Source organism: Streptomyces sp. NPDC091377 (genome assembly GCF_044757045.1).
GTDB lineage: Bacteria > Actinomycetota > Actinomycetes > Streptomycetales > Streptomycetaceae > Streptomyces.
In genome coordinates, this window is record NZ_JBIVUE010000013.1 from 53,059 (window position 1) to 73,132 (window position 20,074).

The following is a 20,074-nucleotide window of genomic DNA, read 5'->3' on the forward strand; positions in this document are numbered from 1 at the left end:
GGGGCAGGGCACTCGCCTACGTGTCAGCGCGCTCAGAAGCCGCGGCACCGTGGTATCGGGCCGGGCGGCCTGACGGACCCGAACGTACTGACGGACCCTTCCGTATTACCCGCCTCGGGCAGCCGGACGGAACCCCGTGGCCAGAACTGAGCCGTTCACGCGTTGAACGCTTGCGAAGTCGTGCACAAGATGTGGCGGGGTGGAGGAACGACCTGTATCACCACAGCAGGTGGTGAGCATCAGAGCAAGTACGGACCTGCGGCTGTTCACCATCAGTCAAGCGTTCAACGCGTGCACGCATTGAATGGGCCATCCCCCTTCCGGGACCGTCCGCATAGGCGTGTACTGGCCAGAGGCGGCCGGCGGTGGTGCTGGAACCGCGCGCCGGGCCGTGCGGGTCCGCGGCGCCTGGGAGGACGTACCAAGCTGGTGGGATCCATTGCCGCACTGGGACCTCTCTCCATGGGAGCCGTGTCACCTTCGGGCCATGGAGGTCTGTCGATGTCGAAGAGGCCGTCTCGGTACCAGGGTATCCCGGGGGCCAGCGCCGCTGACGCCTGTCCGCCGCAGTTGCCGTACCCCGTGGGCTGGTTCTGCCCGGCCTTCAGCCAGGAGGTCCGCCGCGGACAGGTGATCACCCGGCAACTCGCGGGCCAGGACGTCGTCCCGTACCGGACACGCAAGGGCACCGTGCGCGCGACCCGTCCCTACTGCCCCCACCTGGGGGCACATCTGGGGGGCGGGAGGGTCCGAGGGTCCGAGGGAAGGAACTGCGGTGCCCCTTGCACCACTTCACCTTCGACACCGACGGGACCTGCACCGGCACGCCGTACGACCGGCAGGTCCCCAGAGATCGCTGTTCTTCATGTTCCTCCACCAGGACGCCGACGTCTGGAACCACCGCCGTTTCGCACCCCCCGCCCCGTCTCGCACGAGGCGACGGCCCCATCGGTGCGTTCCGCCGCTGGGCCGACCGGTTCCGCCCCCAGCACACGGAAGCAGCATCGATGGAGGACAGGTCGTGACCACTCCGACTCTCACCGCAGCACACCTCCGCCCTGGCCGCCGATGCCCCGCGCCACCTCGCCGACAGACCGCCATCGGAAGACAGAGGTAGAGGTGATCCGTAAGACCCCACCCTGCGGACCATGCACAAGCCCGAGGACGAAGTACGAGGTGATCCGTGAAAACCCAGAGGTACCCCATCCAGTTCGACGGCCCGACGGGCACCGTCATCGGCTGGCCATGGCCGGTCACCCTCCACCCCGACCACGAACAGATCATCGCGGACACCGAAGCGTGGCTGTCTCGGTTCCCGGTGTCCGAATGGCTGTCACGGTTCGCGACGTCCGAACCGATGACCAGTCCCGTGTACGACCCCCACGAACGCGGTTACACCGCCGAGGCCGGCGCGCTGTGGGCCGCGATGGCTCCCGATGTGCCGACGACTCACGCGACGGGGATCTCGGACTTCATGGTCTATTGGGCGATTCTCGATGACCTGGTGGACAGCTTCACCGACCCCGGACAGGCGCGGTACATCCTGGCGGAACTACTCCAAGTGATCCGGGGCAACGGCTCCGACGACGAGCGGTTCGCCCCCTTCGTGGACTCCGTCGACCGGATGGTCCGCCCTGAGCAGCGGAGCGTGTTCGCGGAGGAGTTCGCGAAGTACGTCCACGGCGTGCAGCAGATCATCGACATCGAGGCCACGGGCCGCCCACCCGCGATCGAGGACTACCTGGACATCCGCAGGTTCGAGATCGGAGCGGACCTGACCGTGCTTCTGGACCTGCTCGGCCAGGACGCACAGTTCGACACCGATCAGTTCTACAGCGACCCCGTCCAGAATGCTCTCGAACACTGCGTCAAGTACTTCGCGCTCTGCGTCGACCTGATCCTGACGTGGAAGTCACGCCAGACCTCCGACGGAAAACGCTGCACCAACGCCGCCAGGATCGTTCAGGCCCCGGACTGGAACCCGCACCGAGACCCTTCACCCGGCATCGAAGCCGTCCTGCGGAACGAGGAGAAGCTCATGCACCTGGCGCTGGAACGGATCGAAGAAGCCCATCCCGGCATTCGCCGAGCCATCATCCAGACAATCGCGGGCGCCCTCTACGGCATCCGCACCCTGACCCGGTACCGATGAGAATCTGCTTCTGGATGCGAGAGGGGGCCGGTGGGAGCCTCTACCGCCGATGCTCATCGGTTCGACTGACCTACGCCGCGGGTCCGCGCACCGCCAACGAGGAGGCGGGCAGCCGGACTTCCGGGCCCCGGCCCTCAGGATCCTGCGAGCAGCCGCGTCCGGGCTCTCCGGGTCGACCTCGCTGACGACGTGTTGTGTATGACCGACCGGGGGCGGTCGGCTCCACCGACACATCGGAGAGACGTGCGTACTCGCATCAGTGCGCGCTGCCACCGCCCTGGCCGCCTGCATCGTGGAGGGGCGGGGTCGGCCATCGCAGACTCAGTCTCCGACGTCGGAGACGGGCCTGTGCACCAACCAGATCTGTGAACTCCGGCTCCGGAGCCCCACGTGGTCGCTCAGCGCGACGAGCCCGGGTCGCCACCACGGTCGTTGGAGCCTCATTGCGCGATCAGTGGTCTGTCGGTCGTTCACGTTGCCGTGCGAGAGAAGTCGAAGGGCGCTGGTTGTCCTGCGGATCTGCCGGCCGGAGTGATACGCGTCGCTGGTGTCGCCAGTGAGGGACGCGGCCACCTGCCGGAAGTCGTCAAGGGCGGTCATGGGCGCGAAGCCGGCGTGGGTGGTGGTGCCGTCGCCAAGCCGGCCTTCGCCGTGTGCTCCCCGGCCCTGCATCGCCCGGCGGATCTTGCCGTGGACTGAAAGGCGGGGCCGCGGCTGGCATGGGCGTAGCCGACCTGGCGGGGGCAGGGTGATTTCCTCGGGTCTCTCGGCCAACGGTGAGGTGAGCGGGCCGAACGCGGCGGGCCGCGCCCTGTTCCTGTCAGCCCTGAATCTGCCCCGGGGGGGATGGCGGTCCCGGGCTCTGGACCGTGCCCCGTCCCCTCCGGGTTCACCGGAGAAGCCGTTCTCCTTGTCCGATTCGCCTCCGGGAGGACGACAGCGCGACCGCCCTTCCAGCCGCGGCCTCCACCCGTCTGGTCGGTGGGCCGGGTGGGTGGAGGTTCGCGGACGGTCGGGTGATCGATCGGCCGAGTGGGTGTGCTGTGGCGTGGTGCTGCCAGGAGCATCGGCGGCGGTCTCGGTGCCGAGAGGGATGGGAACTGCGATGGAGGATTCAGGGGCGCGGAACCCGCAACGCAGTGTGTGGGTGGTCAATGGGCCGATGAGCGCGACGGTGGTGGTCGCGGGGCTGTTCCTGATGGGTGCTCTGGTGGGGTTGTTGGTCGATCCGCGGGTGATCACCGGGCAGCCCGCGTGGGCGAAGCCCGCCCGGTTCGCTTTCTCTTTCGGGCTGTTCGGCGTCACGCTCATCTGGTTGATGTCTTTCGTCCGGGGGCACGGCCGTCTGGTGACGGTGATGTCCTGGACGGTGGTGGTGTGCGTGGCCGTGGAGGGGGTGGGGGGTTCCTGGGCGGCGGCTGAGGGGACGACGAGTCACTTCAACTTCAGTACGCTCGTCAGCGTCACCAGGATCGTTCCCATGCTGGTGGCCTCGCTGGTGCTGCTGGTGATCGGGCTGGTGACCGTGTTCCTGGTCCTGCGGGGGCGGGTCGAGCCGCCCGCGCTGGCCTGGTCCCTTCGACTGGGGATGACCGTGACCACCCTCAGCATGGTCGTCGTCCACCTGATGGTCCAGTCCACGCCCGCGCAGGAGGCCGCCGCGGACCGGGGGTACGGGATGCCGGACATCGGGGCACACACCGTGGGACCGCCCGACGGCGGGCCCGGGTGGCCCGTCACCAACTTCAGCACCGTCGGCGGCGACTGGCGTATCCCGCACTTCGTCGGCGTCCACTCCCTCCAGTTCCTCGCCCTGCTGGGGCTGCTCCTCACCCTCGGCCCCCGGATGCTGGGGCTCCGGCACCGGACCGTCCTGATCTGGATCGCAGCGGCCGGCTGTCTCGGCCTGACGGGGATTCTCACCTGGCAGGCCCATCGCGGGCAGCCCTTCACTTCCCCGGACGGTGCCACCGGGCTCGCGCTGACCATCCTGGTCGTGGCCGTTGCTGCGGCCACTGCCGCCGTGTTTCTGCACGCCCGGTTCGCCCGGCAACCATTGATGCCCCAGTAGCCCGTGCGACCGTGCGGCAACGCCCGCGAAGCCATCCCCTTCCGGGTGCCCCCGCCCTCGCAGGGGTGGGCTCCCGGCCTCCGTGAGGCAGGTCCGGGTCCACTACAACTTCCGCGACGGAGCGTCGTATGGAACCCCTGATCGCCCTGATCGTCGGCTTCGGAGCCGCCCGGCTGGCCGGACTCGCCGGAGTGGACGCACTCGACAACTGGCAGACGTCGCTGCGCGTCGGTCTCGCGCTGATGTTTCTTCTCACCGCGTTCGCCCACTTTCAGCCCCGGCTCCGGGCCGAACTCATCGGCATGGTGCCCCCGGCCCTGCCCCGGCCCGACCTCGCGGTCACCGCCACCGGCCTGCTGGAGTTCGCGGGCGCGATCGGACTGCTGATCCCGGCCACCGCACCCTGGGCCGCGCTCTGTCTCGCCCTGCTGATGGTCGCGATGTACCCGGCGAATGTCTCCGCCGCCCGGCGTAAGGCTGCCCAGGGCGATCCGCTCCTCCCCCGCACCGCACTTCAACTGCTCTTCATCGCGGCAGCGGTCCTCGCCGCCCTCTGACCCCTCCCGCACCGGCACCGTCCCCGCCCGGGACGCAAGCCGCGGGGCACCGGCAAGGTGCCGAAGGAAGGAGTCGTCGGGGTGGACGGCTGTGCGGAGGAGACGGCGAGTCAGCAGGGCGAAAGGCGGGAGGGTCTCCCCGGCGCGATCGTGGAGACCCTGGCCGAGGACCGCGAGAGCATCGGGGCCGACGCAGAGATGCAGTTCAGGGATCGTCTCGCGGAGTGCCGCCGAGGCACGGCGGGGTGCCCGAGCCCTCTGTCGCGCGGTCCGTCTCACCGGGTGTCTGGCAGCGGCCTGCTGTCGGGGCCAGGCTGAGGGTGGCTCAGTTGGCCATGCTGAAGTCGCCGCCCACGGGGGCGGCGATCTTGTCGATGCCCGTCAAGGCGGTGAGCGGGGTGACCGGGGTGGTGCTGTCGGTGGTGGTGCCGTTACTGAGCTGGCCTGAGGCGTTGTAGCCGCAGGCCCTCACCGTATTGCCGCTTGCGCCGGGCTCTCCGACGAGAGCGACGTTGTGGTCCCCGCAGGCGGCGATCCGAGTCACCCCGGTCAGACCGCCGACGAAGGCCGGCACCTTGCGGCTGGCCGAGATTCCGTCGCCGAGCCGGCCCCTTATGTTGTGGCCTCAGGCCCGGACGGTGCCGTCCTCGCGGAGCGCGATGCTGTGGTTGAGGCCGGCTGAGATCGCCACCACCCTGTTGAGGCCGTCGCCCCGGACCGGCACGGAGCTGTCCCCCAGAATCGGACACGGCGCGGTCCTGAAGCTCCCCTCCCTGCGCCTCGGGTATGCCGGTCTCCTGCGGGAGTACTGGGCGCCTGAGTGGGGGAATCGGCTCTGTCTGCTGTTGCGCCGATTGCGCGGCGGACGGAGTGAGGCGCCTGGTGTCGGAGCGTTCGCGGAAGTGGCCCCGGTGCGGAGCAAAATGCTGTCCTGTCAGGTGCTTCGGCGCAGGTCAGCCCCGCTCCGCGACGATGTCGGCTACCCGGCCGGGCATCGACAGGAACGGCGAGTGGGAGGAGTCCAGGGCCACGACGGAGGTCGGATTGTCCGGGAAGGTGGTATCGGCGTCGGTGATGAACTTCTGCTGGAGGGCCGGGCGGATGACCATGTCTCGTGTGCAGGTGATGGAGGTACGGGGAACGGAGCCCCAGCCGTCGCGGGTAAGAGTGGTGGCACCGAGCGCGATACCGGCTGGGGCGTCGGGCGTCAGCAGTCCGAGGGCAGCATCGGCGACGGCCGGCGCGACGTCACCGAAGAACGCGTTCCGCAACTGGCACCGGTAGGCGGCATCGTGGGAGGTAAGGTCGAGCCGCAACGCGCCGATCACGGCAGGATCCGCCCGGACGGACGGCCCGACGAGCTCGCCCGCGTTCTCGGGCATCCGGACACAGTCGATCGCCGTCACATCCGAGGCAGGCATCAGAGCGGCCAGGTACACCGCGTGAGCCACCAGGGCGGGCGCCTGCTGCACCACCCGCGTCAGCACGGTGCCGCCCATGCTGTGGGCCACCACCGTGACCGGGCCACCCCGCCCCAGCTGCCTGATCTGCGAGACCAGCAGATCGCCTGCCTGATCGAGGTCCACGTCCGCCACCGGCGACACTTCGGTGGCCAGCGCCTCAGGATCGAACGGAATCCTGGTCAGGCAGTCGGGCCGACGGGCGCGCAGCCCGTGCCCGGCCAAGTCCACCGCGACAGCCGGACGGCCAAGACCCGCCACCCCCGCGATGACTTCGCTCCAGCACCAGGAACCGTGCCAGTAGCCGTGAACGAACAGCAACGGGGAAGAAGCGGCGGACATGGCAACTCCATTCGTGACGGCCGGCATCGGGGAGAGACCGTGCCCACTGCCCGACAGGGCTTGTCCGTATCCCGGGAGACGGACAGGACGGGAGAGCCCGATGCCTCGTGCCCGTGAACAGGTATCGCCGGCGGACCGGCCAAGGCCATGCCCGTCAGACGGAAACGCAAGCCGACCTCCCCGGCGGGGCGATGCCGCACGCATCTCTGGAACCGCCGACTCGCAGGCAGGTAGTTCACCCGACCCTCCGCCTCTTCCTGTGCGAGCAGCCCGTGATCGACCCCGCGCGGAGCCGGGACTGCCTCGAACACGCAAGGCCGCAGCACGCCACGGATCTCATGCCCGCCCGCAGTGTTGATGGCGCCAACGAAGTCGGCTCGGCGTTCCTCCGGCAGGGGCCTCCCGGATCGACGCGGCACTGTTGGGGACAACGGCCTCGCACCCGTCCATCCTGGTCCGCAACGGTTCCGCCACCGTACGCTCCTCTCACCGCCGGACACGGCAGCCACACCCCGCTTCCCATCCGGCAGGAAGCCATGCCGGGGATTCTCCGGCGGAGCGACACCGGTGGTTTCAGCTGCCTCGATGAGAGGTGTTGTCGTGGTCCGGTACGGAGGTGGGGGCGGGCCTGGGACTCGCCCTGGGGCCGGACATCGTGAGCGCGCGTTCCGCTGCCCGTGGGTACAGCGAAGTAGGAGACACGCTGTCCCTCCATGAGGACTGCGGTGGAGGTTCTCCCGGCGGTCTCGGGAGCGATGCGCCACCCAGGCCCGTTCCGCGGTCCGGTGTGATGCCCCGTGCTCTCTTCGAATGAGCTGGCACGGCGCTGTGCTGGATGTCGGCACGTGTCCGGTTGGCGCTCCCCAGACAGGCAGCAAGCGACGGGCACAGCGGCTCGTCCATGAACAGTCCCTCATAGCTGCGCCACTGGCCGAGCCCGGCGGCGGACAAGTGGAGGTGAGTATCGGTCGCTGCGTGGCAGTCGCCGACGGGAGCGACCCATCGTGCGCATTCCCCACCCCGCCGACTTCTACGTCCGAAACTTCATCGCCACCGACCCGAACAGCCCCACAGTCCCCCGCACCGACTTCGCCAAAGGCAAGGCCATCCCCCTCCAGTGGGAAGGCAACGGCACCCATTACCGCATCACCACCCCCACCTCATCCATCAATGCCGCCCAGCCACACTCAGCGCCACCGGAACCGTGAACGCCGGCAGCCTGACCGCGTCCGGCGCCACCATCAACGGCACACTTGAAGCAGACGATCTCAAAGCCAAGCTCAGTCTGACAGCTGCCCCTGCCTCACTCACGAACCTCACAGTGGACGGATTGACAGGGGTATCCGGGCCGGTATCGCTCTTCCAGCAACCGAGAGATATCCACAACGGACTTGACAGCTACGGTATTCAGCATGTGGCAGCGCACACGGACGGGTTCATCGTGATGATATTCGAAGGAGGATACGCCGACGGAAAAGGAGATGTGAGGATGACTCTGACGATCACTGTCGACGAAGATACATTCTCCCTGCCCCTTTCAGAGAACCTACGGCACCCTCCGCATCCAGTCCGCACCTTCCTCGCGTGTGGACCAGCCGCTGCTCCCGTCGTAAAAATGGGGTGGTCTCGGGCATGTCCGCAGCTAGCGTTCGGCTCATGGCTCTCACGATCACCACCCTCAGCGAGCGGCCCGAGCTTCACGAGCCGATGCTGCAGATGCCCGACACCTGGCCCGCGTTCATGGCCGAGGACCCGGTCGGCTGGGCCTGCTATGCCCATGTCCCCGCGGAGTTCCCTGACCACGTACTGATCGCCACCGACGGCGACGAGGTCGTCGCGCACGCGTTCAGCGCCCCTTTCCGTCTGCACGCGCCGGGCCGCGGCAAGCTGCCGGGCTCGGGCTGGGACCAGGTCCTGTTGTGGGCCTTTGCCGACCTGCGCAGCGGCGAGCAGCCGGACACGGTCAGCGCGCTGGACATCACGGTGGCGACGGGCCGCCAGAACCAGGGCATCTCCGGCCGTATGGTCACCGCGCTGCGGGAGAACGTCCGCCGGCTCGGCATCACGACTCTCGTCGCGCCGGTCAGGCCCACAGCGAAACACCTTGAGACCGGCTGCTCCATGCACGAGTACGCCTTCCGCACCCGCCCGGACGGCCTGCCGCACGACCCCTGGCTCAGGGTCCACGCCCGCCTCGGCGCCACCGTGGAAACGGTCGCTCCCGCCTCCATGACCATCCCCGGAACCCTGGACCAATGGCGTGCCTGGACGGGACTCCCCTTCGACACACCGGGTCCCGTGGAAGTCCCGGGCGCCCTCGTCCCCGTCCACTGCGAACCCGAACACGGATACGCCGTCTACGTCGAACCCAACATCTGGGTACGGCACACCCTCAGCCCCAGCGCACACCCCTGACCGGCAAGACCCGCCCGGGACACCCTCCCGACACGACCACGGGCCCGGCCACCGCGGTGACTGGACCCGCAGGAACCCATCCTGCCGCGAGTACCCGTGCAGTCGTAGTGCAGAGAAGCCCCCCTCGCACGTCATCTGGCGCCGCATCGGTGCTCACACCGTTTTCAACGGGCTCCGACCTGGGATCAGGGGAACACCAGGTGCCTATCCGCCAGCCTGCTTCAGTTCACGGATGACGGCCTGTTTGTCCTGGCCAAGGACGGTCTTTTCGAGACTGTTGTCGTCTTGGCGGGAGAAACGTTCGGCGCTCGCTATGTCCTCCTTGCTCAGCGTGCGGCCGCACCATTCGCCCTGGCCCGCGATGTTGTCGTCGTAAGGAACCGCGGCACCTTCTCCGAGGACGACCCACTGGTCCTCGGCCCAGCGCAGGGCGAGGATGTAGCTGTGGCCGGGCTCCAGACGGGGGGCTTCTGGGGTCGTTCTCTTGAGGCGCCGGCCGCTGTCCCTTTTGGCCCGCCAGCCGTCAGTCACCATGTCGAAGTTGTCACCCAAGGGGCTCTTGGGGCGGTCGGCGGACCAGAGGACGTCGTCGGCTCGGAAGGTGACAAGGCGATCGGTGGTGTAGTGGGTGGGGCCTTCGGTGAAGTCGCGTCGGTTGGTGTCCTGCTCCCGGATCGGCGTGGCCACGACGACGTGGTCGGCGTTGTCGACCCAGTCCTTCGCGGTCTGGGACGGGTAGTAGTCGCTGTTCATCCCGCAGCCCACCACGGTGTCAAGGCCGCCCTCGCCTACCAGGACGCCGCCGACGACTCCGGCGATGGCCAGGCAGGCGGCGACCGGTGGGCTCGACAGCCGGTCGGAAAGTATCGATCGCACGGTTAGCGAGGCTCCTGCAGGGTGGCGGGGTCGGAGACGGCGGCGTACGCCGTCTCGGCGCGGCGGGCCTGGGGGATGTCGTGCGGGGCATGGGCCAGGAACTCCCGGGTGGGGCCGGTGAAGGCGATCGTTCCCTTCTGCAGGACGGTGACCTGGTGTGCTTCTTCGGCAAGGTCTGCGATGTCGTGGGTGGACATCAGTACGCTGACCTCGACTGTTGCGAGGCTGACGATCAGGTCGCGAAACACACGCCGTTGGGTGGGGTCCATGCCGGCGGTCGGTTCGTCAAGGAGGAGGACCCCTGCGCCGTGGACGAGAGCGGAGGCGACCCCGACGCGGCGGAGCTGGCCTCCGGAGAGCTGCTTCGTTTTGACGTCGGCTCGTTCTGTCATGTCGACACGGCTCAGCGCGGTGAGTGCGGCATCCCAGGCGGCCGACTTGCCCATGCCCTTGAGCCAGCCGGTGTAGGCGACTTGCTCGCGGGCGGTGAGCCCGGTCATGGGGGTGATGGTCTGCGGCATCCACGCGACCTGCTTGAGGTAGGCGGAGTCGCGGGAGGTCAGGTCGCCCATGCGGACGGAGCCCGTCCTGGGCTGATGAAGGCCGCTGGCAAGCTTCAGCAGGGTGGACTTGCCTGCACCGTTGGGGCCCAGCAGGACGGTGAAGCCGTCGGGAAGAGTGTAGGTGAGGTCGTTGAGGATCGGCCGGTTGGTGCGTCCGTACCCGAAGGTGCAGGACTCCAGGCGGATCGGCATGGTGATGGCCTTTCAGATGCGGTGGGCGCGTGTGTGAAGGGCGAGCCCGGCGGCAAGGATCAGAATGCAGAAGCCGGATGTGGGCAGGAAGTCGCCGGGGTGGAGCGTGACAGCCCAGGGCCAGGGGCGGTCGAAGTCCCGGTAGCCGACGAACATGACTGCGAACACCCAGGCCACCGGTAGGGCGGTGGCAGCCTGCTCCCGGACCGTTCGTCCCAGGAGCATGAGACCGGTGAGGAACGCGGCGTTGCGTCCCGCCATGGTCGCCTCCTGCGAACCGGTGAGTGCCCCGACCATCAGACAGGCCAGAACCGCAGCCGTGATGACGGCGACGACCAAGGCCGTGTCCAGAGCGCGGATGTTGCGGCGTGCTGTGGCCTCGACGTCAGTCACGGCCTGGGCGAGGCTGTGGGCAAGCGCGGAGGTCACGACCAGCGGCACCAGTTGCAGGAGGAATATCCGGTTTCCGCCTGCGGAGAGCAGGCTCGGCAACTGCACGTACTGGTCGTGGGCCACCGCAACGATCACGATGAAGGTGACCAGGGCCGGTACGAGGACGGCCTGGGCGCGGCGGACCTTGAGCCAGAGGGTCATCGCCTGCCCTCTTCCAGGAGGTCGCAGGCCTTCTGCTGCTCCGCGTCGAACCAGGCGCTCTGCTCGCGGGCGGGGAGCCTGCGGGCGTCGCTCGCTCGCTGTTCGACCTTCTCCAGTACCTGGCCGGCGTTCTGGAATGTGCCGCCGTACTCACCTCGCCGCCAGGCCAGGTAGGGCTCGTCGGCGTCGATCACCTGCGCGGCCCACAGAATGGCCGCGTCGCGGTTGACCACCCAGTCCGCGGACTGGCCGTCCTGGAAGGACTGAGGGAAGGAGCAGGGGAACCGCACTGCGGTGAGCAGGACTCCGTAGCGGATTCCGGTCATTCCCGGGCCGTTGTCCGATGCCTGGCTGGAGAGCAGCAGCCACCACTCGCTCTGGGTGGAACGGACCTTATGGCGGCCGTTGAGCAGGTTGTCCGAGACGGCCGTGGGAACGGTGACCTCTACTCCGGCTCGGTGGAGCGTGGTGATCGACCGGGTGATCTCGCTGCGGACCTCCTCCAGCCTGTCCTGGGCACCGCCACTGGCGGCGATGCAGACCTTCGGTGCGGTCCCGGCGCATCGGGCGGGGGCGTGGCCGGCGCTGACCGGGCCGTTGCCGTAGCCCCAGCCGGAGGCGGCGTCGGCACAGAGGGTCATGACGACGACCGCGGCGACTGCGGTCGCGGCACGGGTGCTGTGCCGTACAGCGGGGGCGGCGGGCAGCCACCACACGGCCATGGCCAGGGCCAAGGCGGCCGTGAAAAGGAACGGGACGAGCAGTGTCAGTGCCCGGTACTGCTCGCCGAAGGCCAGCGACGTGTCCGGGGCGCCTGAGACATGACGGAGCCACAGCGGGTCCGACTGCCCGGTTTTGGTGATCAGGTAGTAGACGGCGACGGAAGACAAGGGTGCGGAGATCAGCCGTGGGGTGAACTGGCCGACCGCGCAGCCGATCACGGCCCACGCCACCACAAGGCCCATGCCGAGCAGGAGTGGAGCGAGGGCCTGCGGCGTCGGGACCAGCCGGGTCTCGATCAGGCGCATCACGACCGGCAGGCCCAGGATGAGCCAGCCGGCGCACACGACCGGGAGGAGGGTGTCGGCAGCGACCCGGTAGCGGGACCGCCCGGGAGCGAGGGCCCACACCCCGTCCCGTTTGAGGCGCCCGCCTTCCCACACCGCCAGTCCGCAGGTGATGGCGTAGGCGAAGGCGTAGAAGTAGAAGAGGGACTGCGCTACCTGCTCCGGCGCCCACAGGGGACCGGCGATGACCTCTTCATAGGGGTCTTCGAGGTGAAGGGCGTGGAAGAAGTAGAAGACAACGATTCCAACCCATAGTGGTGCGGTCCACACCGCTGGGGTGGTGCGCAGGCGGGCTCGTAGATTCACTGGCAGGAACACCATTCTGGAAACAGGGCAAGCCGGGGGCACCGCACGGTGCCTCCCGGCCTCAACGACGTTGCGCTGATGAAGACGGTCAATCGGCCTTCGAGGTGTCCACGTAGACCTTCTTCACGTTGATCACGAGACGGGCGGTCTGGGATCCGTTGAGGTGATCGATGGTGAAGTAGCGGTTGTCACCACTGCTGTAGTGCGCGTTCCACTCGCCCTTCGACGTCTTGCCCGGGCCCGTGAAGCAGTTCGTGAACGTCTTTACTCCCATGTCCTTGTCCTGGTTGAACGGGATGGCCTGCCACAGCTTCACCCCGACGGACTTGCCCGCCGCGCCGATCATCTCGCAGGTGGTGAACTGGATCTCGGTGTAGTCGTTGTCCGCCCAGTGACGCGACTCATGCGAGCCAGACCCCCAGCCCTTCAGCTCACTGGTGAAGTTACGGGCCCACGCTCCCCCGTTGCCCTCGTCCGGGGCCTGCAGCTCGAACAGCCCCTCCTCGTTGGGGTTGAAGATGTGCGCGTCGTCGCTCACCGGCGCGGCACCGTCCGCGCTCGCGATAGCGACGGTGCCGGTCAGCGCCGCGGTAAGCACTCCGACGGGTATCTGGTCTCTGTGCCTCCGTGCGTGGTCCCCCTTTGCGTCATGGTCAAGACTCCTGCCCCCACGACAGAAGTCGGCACGTCCGACCGGCTAGGGAACACCCGAAGACAGGTCAGTGTGCGCAGACGGCCCCAGCCGGATACCCCGGGAAGTGGCGGCGCTCCCCCCACGACAACGATGTCCCCCGGCCTGGTCGCCGTGTGCCGAGGGCGGATGGGTCAAATCCGGCCCGGCATGGCTGTCATGTTAGACACACGTCAACAAAGATGATCAAGAGTGGTTTCCGCGAATGACTCGAAACCGCCCACCGCGCCCCCTCCACCGCAAACACCCAGCTCGCCTGCCAACCCCTGGAACCCGTTGTGACACTCGGGTGAACAGTGGGCTGGCGATGCGCAGATACAGTGATCAAAAGGTGACCGAAAGTGTGCATCAACAGAACTAGCCATCGACTGGTCAGGGATGAAATCCACCCGCCGGTAGATCGTCTCGTGCAGCCTTGGCCTCGCCGTCTTCCACGGCCCCGATGGCATTTCAGGCAACACCCGACACGACGTACGAGAAGCCGCATCTGGCCCCCGCATGACGGCCCGGAGGTACCCGCTTCCTGCTGGCACCTTCATGTGCCCGCGCCCAGGCTTCTCCCTCGACAGCACCTGGTGTCAGGCTCAAGACCATCTCACTACACCCTCAGTCCTCAATCCTCGTGCAGGAGTGGTGGCAGTTGGGAATAGCGCCACCATCATCCGGGGAAGCGAACGCATCGAGAGGTCCCTGCACACAACGCCACCACCAGCCGTGCCATCTCCCATGCAACCGCTGGAAGAGAACCCCTCACCCCCTCCGCCTTCGATGCCTCTTGGACAAGAAGACACACTCAAAAGCGTGGAGTGATCCGGGAGTGCTGCTCGATATCGTCCTCCGGACCAACCCCCGCTGGCCCAGTCCGCAAAGGGCACCGGACCCCGAACCTGATGCGTTCCTCCCCTGATATTCCCTTCATTTCCTTGAGAGACAGGAGCAGAGGAGAGGTAGTGACGGTCCGAGCGGCAGCGGCACCGCCTTCCTCCACGCCTCCGCAGGCGCGACCTCCTCCGCCTCTATACACTCGCGGCCAGCGTCGGGCGGCCAGGAGAGCCGGAAAGTCGATCTGCCCGAGCAGTTCCGCGACGGCAAGCCTCTTGAGCCGCGGAGAGGGCCGTGGGGTCTGACCTGAAGGGTCCAATGGCATGCGGATGCGTGTTGAGGAAGGCGAGGTCGATGGCGGTGTCACCGCCGAGAGTCTGTCGGAGAGCATTGCGCTGGACGTCATCGAGACCTCCCAGCTCACAGGCCAGTTCGAATGAGAACGGGGCCCAGTCCAGGTCGAGGACGTCCGCGGACGGTGGATCCCAGTGGGGATCTCCATCCGGTGATGCTTCGGCTGACTGGCGGCAGGAGTCGAGATACTCCGCCGGGATGCGAGCAAACTGCTGAGTGACGGCCGTGACGGCAGTATCCCCACGACGTCCACCGGTTTTCCCTACTTGGTCTTGTCGGTGGGGTTCCTCGGTTCGCTTGTTGGGGCGATAGCTCGGGCCGTTCATGATGACCTGGTGGCTGGTGTTGATGAGCCGGTCAAGGAGAAACTCGGCGACAACGGGATTAGGGAAGAGGGGATACCAGTCACTGGGCGCCCGGTCCCTCGTGATGATCAGCGATCGGCCCTGCCGCTCGGAGACCAGCTCGTAGAAGTCGTCGGGTTGAGCCGCGGATAGCTGCCGCATCGCGAAGTCGGCGAGGATGAGGACGTCGGGGCGGACGAGCTCGCGGATCCGGTTCTCCCAGGTGCGGTCCGCGAGTCCGCCGGCAAGGTCAGCAAGGACGCCGCTGGTCTTGGCGAAGCGGACGTGGGCGCCCTGGCGGAGGACGAGGTGGCCGAGGGCTTGGGCGATGTGGGTCTTGCCGACGCCGACCGGGCCGAAGACGATGACCGACTCGCCGGCGTGGAGCCAGCGCAGGGCTCCCAGGTCGCGGATCTGGGCGGCGGGCAGTTTCGAGGAGGCGGTGAAGTCGAACTCCTCCAGAGTGATCTGCTGCCCGAACTTGGCTTGCTGCAGGCGGCGTTGGAAGGCGACGGTCTCTCGGAGGGTGATTTCGTCCTGGCAGAGAACTTGGAGGAAGTCGAGGTGGCCGAGTTCTCCGCCGTGGGCTTGGGAGCCGGACTGATGTTGCTGCCCACGCCTCACTATCAGGCAGAAGTTCGGGCCAACGGGCGTCGACCCGCCCAGTCGGCCCGGTCCGAGTCAGGCGGCGGACCATGATTCCGATCATTGCCCAACGAATCATGGTCTCGGAGCGGGTCGGGCTGGTTCGTAGTCCCGGGCAAGGCACCGGTGGGCGGTGAGCCACGAGGTTGGGTCGGCCGCGCGGAACAGGACTCGCCCTCATGGTGAGCACCTCGCCGCGCGGCCGACCCAACCGCCTGACTCATGCTCCACCGCCGTCTGGCCCGCGACTACGAACCCCTGCCCACCCGCTCCGAAGCTGTCATCCCATTGTCGTGCCCGACCTGATGGCCCGCCGCCTCACCAGTGAGAACACCATCTCCTAGCGTGACCCGAAGACGAACGCAGAACATGCCATCTCGGGATGAAACATCGGACGAGAACGACCTCTGAGCGTCGCGCTTCCCCGTTGCGCCCAGCCGATGCCCGGCCGCCACCGGCGGCGACATGACCGTCTTCGGCACCCCCGACCACCTCGCCGGTTTCGGCGGCGCCGCACTGGTCCCGCCCGACTCCGGAATGATCAGCGGCAACCTGCGGCGCCCTCAGCGATGCACCTGGAGGCTCCAGCGTGCCCTCTACGCCTCCGCGCTGTTCGGCATCCGACGGTCCGCGGATCGGAGTGTTGAGCTGCTGGCCAGTTCCTATCCTTTCCTTGCAGATTTACTTCCAGCTTTGCATACCGCAATTCCTGCACCCAGAAAAAAGACGGGAGCGGTCATTATGGGAACAAACTTTGCCCCTGCGGCCAGCATTACAGCCACCGACATAACCATGATCAAGGTCAGGCCGAGAATGACTAGCCCGATAACCTTGACGGCTTTCGCTGTACCGCGATCCATTTAACACTCCCACACTTTAATTGCTGCAGGGGTCACTTTTGGCGCCACTTGATGAAAGCGATGACAAGCGCGACGAAAATTAGACCTACCAAAGCAACTGGAAGTTCCATGCCGTCAGGAATCCAGGACCCTTTCCCCTGGTTTTCTGCGATGTGAAACACTGGACCTCCGCATGTCGATATCATGGGGTCGGTGAAGGAATTTCACCACCTCCACCGACTCCGAACGAATTCTTACGACCAGGCTTGCGTAGTCTGATCCTCGGCGAAGTTTCCTACGGCATCACCAACGAGGGCGCATCCTGGCGCGGCGGCTGCTCCGGCGGGCCCAACTGCCATCATCGCCCCTGCTGTACAGGCGCCGGTGACTGCTCCGCCTATCGCCCACCCGAAATTAATGGATGCGGCCTGCCCATATTCCCCATTTCCTATTGCGCTTCCAAATTCAAGGGCGGTCTTGACGTCTCCCAGGGGCGTCACCGCTTCCGCGATGTCGCCCAGGCTGAGGAGTCCAGTGGGGTCGATGCGGTTGACAGGGTCGCCTTCGGCGTAGAGGTAGGGGTTCTTCTCCTGGCCGGAAGGGTCGGGGGTGGTGAAGCGGCCGATGTTGGGGTCGTAGTAGCGGGCCGCGAAGTGGTAGAGCCCGGTGGGGTCCTGGTAGCCACCGGTGAAGCGGTAGGGCTGGGGGATCTGCTCGGTGGTGCCGGCGCGCTGGACGCCGCGCGGGCTGTAGGAGTACGTGTTGACCTTCGTGCCGGCTTCGTCGGCCAGGGCGACGACGCTGCCGAGTGCGTCGGTCAGGTAGTAGTGGTTCTTCCCCCCGCGGGTCATGGAGTTCAACGTGCCCCCGGGTTCGCGGTTGAATCCCGTGTCCACTCCGGCCGTTGAGGTGGCGGAGAGGCCCAGGGGCCCGTTGTGGAAGAAGGTGTCGCCGAGCTTGATGCGCTCGGACTGGTCGGTGGAACCGTACTGTCCCGCGTATGTCTTACCGCCGGTGGTGATCGACGTCATCTGCGAGTAGTCCGACCACTTGACCCCGGTACGGGTGGACTCGGGAGTGGAGGCGCCGACGGTCTCATTGCCGATCTGATCGTAGGACCAGTTCGCGGTCGAGCCGTCCTTCGCGGTGATCTGCTGGGCGTCGTTGACCGTATAGGTGGTGCCGCGCGGACAGCCCTTGTCCACGCCCTGCGAGGTGAGGTTCCCGGCCAGGTCGTAGCAGTACTGCCACGACGCGTTCAGCGTGCCGCCCTTGTTCTCCGCCGCGTACGCGAACCGGCCCGCCTTGTCGTACTCGTAGCTGGTCTTCGTACCGGCGACCGCGTCCGTCGTGGTACCGATCTTGCCGCCGTCCTTACCGTCCGGGCGTGCGTAGGTGTAGGCGAGGTCGACCAGGGTGCCCTTCGGGCTGGTGGCCTTGATCTTCTCGGGGCGGCCGGACTTGTCCGGGGTGACTTCCTGGATGGTATTGCCAGCGTAGGTGGTCTTGGTGCGGACGTCGTTCCTGTTGTACTCATACTTCGTGATCTTGCTCTGGGGGTCCTTCAGCTCGGCGAGCTTGTTGACCTTGTTCCAGGTGTAGTCGGTCAGACCTGCCGGGTCTTTGTACGTGTCGACGTTTCCTGCCGGAGTGTAGGCCAGGACCGTCTGGGAGCCGTTTTGCAGGGTGCGGACCGTCTCACGGGAGAGCGGGTCGAACTCGTACTTGGTGACGCCTGTACCGTCGGAGCGCTGGGTGAGGTTGCCGTCACCGTCGTATTCGTAGGTGACGGCAAGGGCGTTGGTGGAGTCGACCTTCTTGACACGGTCGCGGTGGTCGTAGGTGTAGACGACTGTGACACCGCGGGCGTCCTTCACGGTCTCAGGACGGCCCAGGTTGTCGTAGGTGTAGGTGGTGGTGCCGAGCGGCGCCGGGGCCTTGACCGTCTTGAGGTTGCCTTGGGCGTCGTAGATGAAGGTGGTGGAGACCGACTTGGACTCCGTCATCTTTGTGGTGACCTTGCAGACCTGGCCTTCGAAGCCACCCCAGGTCGGGGTGGCGGGGTTGTAGTCGAAGGACTGGTTGCCACCGCCGGTGCCCTGGACGGCGACGGACTTGGTGTTGCCCGCCGTGTCGTAGGTGTACTTCGTCTTCTCGTCGTCCGCCGTGGTCAGCGTCTCGGGCAAGTCCGCGCCCGCGATCGTCTGGTAGCCGCCCATCGTGGCCGTCGCGCCGGTGGGCAGCTCGGACGAGGTGGGGTTGTTGCGAGAGTCCCACCCGTACTTGGTGACGTTTCCGGACGCGCCGCCCACGCCCATGGCGTCGGTCGCGGTGTCGATGTTGCGGTTCGCGTCGAAGGTCCGTGAACGACTCTGCTCCAGCGCGTCGGTGACCTTGGTGACCTGGCCGTCGGCGTCGTGGTCGTACTTCGTGGACTGCTGCTCCGGGTCGGTGCCCGTCGTCCGGCCGGCCGCCGAGGGCGAGGTGGCGGAGTAAGTGTAGGTCCAGGTCGGGCCGGTGTGGCCGGAGCCGTTGAACTCGGTGGCCCTGAGCATGGAGGTGACACGGTTCTGGTTGTCGTAGGTGAAGACCGTCACCCGGCCCTTGGGGGTGGTGATCTTCGTGAGGCGGCGCGAGGAGTCGTAGTCGAAGACCGTGTGCTTACCTTCGGTGTCTGTCGTCCTCGCCAGGTCGCCGGCGGGGTTGAGGTCGAACACGGCGGTGCGCCCGGTGTGGTCCTTGGCCTGCCATTGCGACGCGTTGGTCTTCACAAGGTCGACCCACCGCCCGGAGCGGGTCTCGGTGAGCTTGAAACCCTTGTGCTCCCCGCCCGCGGTGTGCTGGGTGACGGTGATGGCGCCGTTGTTCTTGTCCGTGACCTTGGTAAGCGTGCCGTGCTCGTTGTAGGTGTCCTTCGAGCCGGACTTGCGGTCGGTCAGCGTGTACGTGCCGTCCGCGTTTTTCTTGAGGTCCTTGGAGTACCCCTTCGGCGTCGTGAGCGACCCGCCGGCCTCCTTGGTGAAGCGGACCGCGGCTCCGGTGGCGTCGTACAGGACTACCTCGCCCGCGTCCGACAGGTGCAGGTAGCGCTCGTACTCCTGCCACCACCGCTGCGACACCTTGCCCCAGGGGGTGTCCAGCGAGTTGTACGTCCGGGCCAGGCGCAGCTTCTGCCCCACCCCCGCGACCTCGAAGTCCGTCCCCGCCAACATCAGGTTGCCGTTGGAGTAGTTCACCCGCGCCACCAGCGAATCGGTGACTCGGAAATCGGAGATCTGATGCCACGGCACCGCCCCCTGCCCCTCCGGAACATACGAGGCCGCCGCCGCTCCACGCGCCGTCTTCCCGGCGAGCGGTGCGGGTGGCGTGCCCGTTGTCGCGCGCCTCTTCTCGGCCTCCAGCCAGGCAGCCTTCTCCGCCGAGGGCGCCGCCTCGACCTCATTGCCGACCGGCTTGTTGGAGCCGACCTTCACCGGCGGGATCTCCGCCCTCGGCCCACCCGGCCCCACGCCGAGACCGGCACAGGGTCCTGGCCCGGCACGGCCACTGCCGGGAGTGCGGAGGCGCCCAGGGCGCCCACGACCAAGGCCGCTGTCAGAGCGCTTCTGCGCTGTAAGCGGGCACGCCGAGACGGCGTGCCGGAAGCACGCAAAACCATGCGATCCCCCCATGGGACTACGTAGACATGGTGACGGCTGAAGCGGCCACCGGAGGTCCACACGCTGCCACGGCTTCTTCATGCAACACGAACAGGTTCTCGACCGGAAATCCGTAAACGTGGCAG

17 protein-coding genes and 3 pseudogenes are annotated in these 20,074 nt (G+C 67.1%); 9 read left to right on the forward strand and 11 right to left on the reverse strand.

The window, feature by feature from the left end; translation table 11 throughout:
• Positions 1 to 501: 501 nt before the first annotated feature.
• The 5 genes and pseudogenes from ACIQNG_RS26190 to ACIQNG_RS26210 all read left to right on the forward strand — a co-directional run.
• Positions 502 to 687, forward strand: a pseudogene (locus tag ACIQNG_RS26190) (hypothetical protein); the annotation flags it as partial.
• A gap of 95 nt (positions 688 to 782) precedes the next feature.
• Entirely contained in the window at positions 783 to 1,025 is a 243-nt protein-coding gene (locus ACIQNG_RS26195; protein ID WP_401488311.1) for a hypothetical protein, read from the forward strand.
• 158 nt (positions 1,026 to 1,183) lie between these two features.
• Entirely contained in the window at positions 1,184 to 2,152 is a 969-nt protein-coding gene (locus ACIQNG_RS26200; protein WP_401488313.1) for a terpene synthase family protein, read from the forward strand.
• 1,162 nt (positions 2,153 to 3,314) lie between these two features.
• The gene (locus tag ACIQNG_RS26205) at positions 3,315 to 4,223 is read left to right on the forward strand and encodes a hypothetical protein (RefSeq protein ID WP_401488315.1); all 909 of its coding nucleotides are present in this window, start codon (positions 3,315 to 3,317) and stop codon (positions 4,221 to 4,223) included.
• Between the two features lie 128 nt (positions 4,224 to 4,351).
• Positions 4,352 to 4,780, forward strand: a complete 429-nt coding sequence (locus ACIQNG_RS26210; protein ID WP_401488317.1) for a DoxX family protein — start codon at positions 4,352 to 4,354, stop codon at positions 4,778 to 4,780.
• 325 nt (positions 4,781 to 5,105) lie between these two features.
• Here ACIQNG_RS26210 and ACIQNG_RS26215 read toward each other — a convergent pair whose 3' ends face one another.
• The 3 genes from ACIQNG_RS26215 to ACIQNG_RS26225 form a co-directional block, all read right to left on the reverse strand.
• The gene (locus ACIQNG_RS26215; protein WP_401488319.1) at positions 5,106 to 5,354 is read right to left on the reverse strand and encodes a hypothetical protein; all 249 of its coding nucleotides are present in this window, start codon (positions 5,352 to 5,354) and stop codon (positions 5,106 to 5,108) included.
• Positions 5,355 to 5,405: 51 nt separating this feature from the next.
• Positions 5,406 to 5,504 (reverse strand): hypothetical protein, encoded by a 99-nt coding sequence (locus ACIQNG_RS26220; protein ID WP_401488321.1) that lies wholly within the window; start codon positions 5,502 to 5,504, stop codon positions 5,406 to 5,408.
• 229 nt (positions 5,505 to 5,733) lie between these two features.
• Positions 5,734 to 6,609: an alpha/beta fold hydrolase gene (locus ACIQNG_RS26225; protein WP_401488323.1), complete on the reverse strand. Its 876-nt coding sequence runs from the start codon at positions 6,607 to 6,609 to the stop codon at positions 5,734 to 5,736.
• A 977-nt stretch (positions 6,610 to 7,586) separates the two neighbouring features.
• Between ACIQNG_RS26225 and ACIQNG_RS26230 the strand changes: the two genes are divergently transcribed.
• Together ACIQNG_RS26230 and ACIQNG_RS26235 are read left to right on the forward strand one after the other, a co-directional pair.
• Positions 7,587 to 7,790, forward strand: a complete 204-nt coding sequence (locus tag ACIQNG_RS26230) for a hypothetical protein (protein WP_401488325.1) — start codon at positions 7,587 to 7,589, stop codon at positions 7,788 to 7,790.
• Positions 7,791 to 8,238: 448 nt separating this feature from the next.
• Complete coding sequence (locus ACIQNG_RS26235) at positions 8,239 to 8,997, forward strand: N-acetyltransferase (protein WP_401488327.1); 759 nt, start codon at positions 8,239 to 8,241, stop codon at positions 8,995 to 8,997.
• 204 nt (positions 8,998 to 9,201) lie between these two features.
• Here the strand turns inward: ACIQNG_RS26235 and ACIQNG_RS26240 are convergent, their stop codons facing one another.
• The 6 genes from ACIQNG_RS26240 to ACIQNG_RS26265 form a co-directional block, all read right to left on the reverse strand.
• Positions 9,202 to 9,873, reverse strand: coding sequence for a hypothetical protein (locus ACIQNG_RS26240; RefSeq protein ID WP_401488329.1), 672 nt, complete (start codon positions 9,871 to 9,873; stop codon positions 9,202 to 9,204).
• A 2-nt stretch (positions 9,874 to 9,875) separates the two neighbouring features.
• Positions 9,876 to 10,628, reverse strand: a complete 753-nt coding sequence (locus ACIQNG_RS26245) for an ABC transporter ATP-binding protein (protein ID WP_401488331.1) — start codon at positions 10,626 to 10,628, stop codon at positions 9,876 to 9,878.
• Between the two features lie 12 nt (positions 10,629 to 10,640).
• Positions 10,641 to 11,222 (reverse strand): hypothetical protein, encoded by a 582-nt coding sequence (locus tag ACIQNG_RS26250; protein ID WP_401488333.1) that lies wholly within the window; start codon positions 11,220 to 11,222, stop codon positions 10,641 to 10,643.
• A complete protein-coding gene (locus ACIQNG_RS26255) occupies positions 11,219 to 12,595 on the reverse strand; it encodes a hypothetical protein (RefSeq protein WP_401488335.1) in 1,377 nt (458 codons plus the stop codon). The genes ACIQNG_RS26250 and ACIQNG_RS26255 overlap by 4 nt, the downstream gene beginning before the upstream one ends.
• Positions 12,596 to 12,683: 88 nt before the next feature.
• Positions 12,684 to 13,193, reverse strand: coding sequence for a hypothetical protein (locus tag ACIQNG_RS26260; RefSeq protein WP_401488337.1), 510 nt, complete (start codon positions 13,191 to 13,193; stop codon positions 12,684 to 12,686).
• A 1,109-nt stretch (positions 13,194 to 14,302) separates the two neighbouring features.
• Positions 14,303 to 15,430: an ATP-binding protein gene (locus tag ACIQNG_RS26265; RefSeq protein WP_401488339.1), complete on the reverse strand. Its 1,128-nt coding sequence runs from the start codon at positions 15,428 to 15,430 to the stop codon at positions 14,303 to 14,305.
• A gap of 240 nt (positions 15,431 to 15,670) precedes the next feature.
• Here ACIQNG_RS26265 and ACIQNG_RS26270 point away from each other — a divergent pair.
• A pseudogene (locus ACIQNG_RS26270) lies at positions 15,671 to 15,795 on the forward strand (IS5/IS1182 family transposase); the annotation flags it as partial.
• 115 nt (positions 15,796 to 15,910) lie between these two features.
• Positions 15,911 to 16,069 (forward strand): annotated as a pseudogene (locus ACIQNG_RS26275) (transposase); the annotation flags it as partial.
• 44 nt (positions 16,070 to 16,113) lie between these two features.
• Here the strand turns inward: ACIQNG_RS26275 and ACIQNG_RS26280 are convergent.
• Together ACIQNG_RS26280 and ACIQNG_RS26285 are read right to left on the reverse strand one after the other, a co-directional pair.
• Positions 16,114 to 16,311 (reverse strand): hypothetical protein, encoded by a 198-nt coding sequence (locus ACIQNG_RS26280; RefSeq protein WP_401488341.1) that lies wholly within the window; start codon positions 16,309 to 16,311, stop codon positions 16,114 to 16,116.
• A 233-nt stretch (positions 16,312 to 16,544) separates the two neighbouring features.
• On the reverse strand, positions 16,545 to 19,763 hold the full coding sequence (locus ACIQNG_RS26285; protein WP_401488343.1) for an RHS repeat-associated core domain-containing protein: 3,219 nt from the start codon (positions 19,761 to 19,763) through the stop codon (positions 16,545 to 16,547).
• Between the last annotated feature and the right edge of the window lie 311 nt (positions 19,764 to 20,074).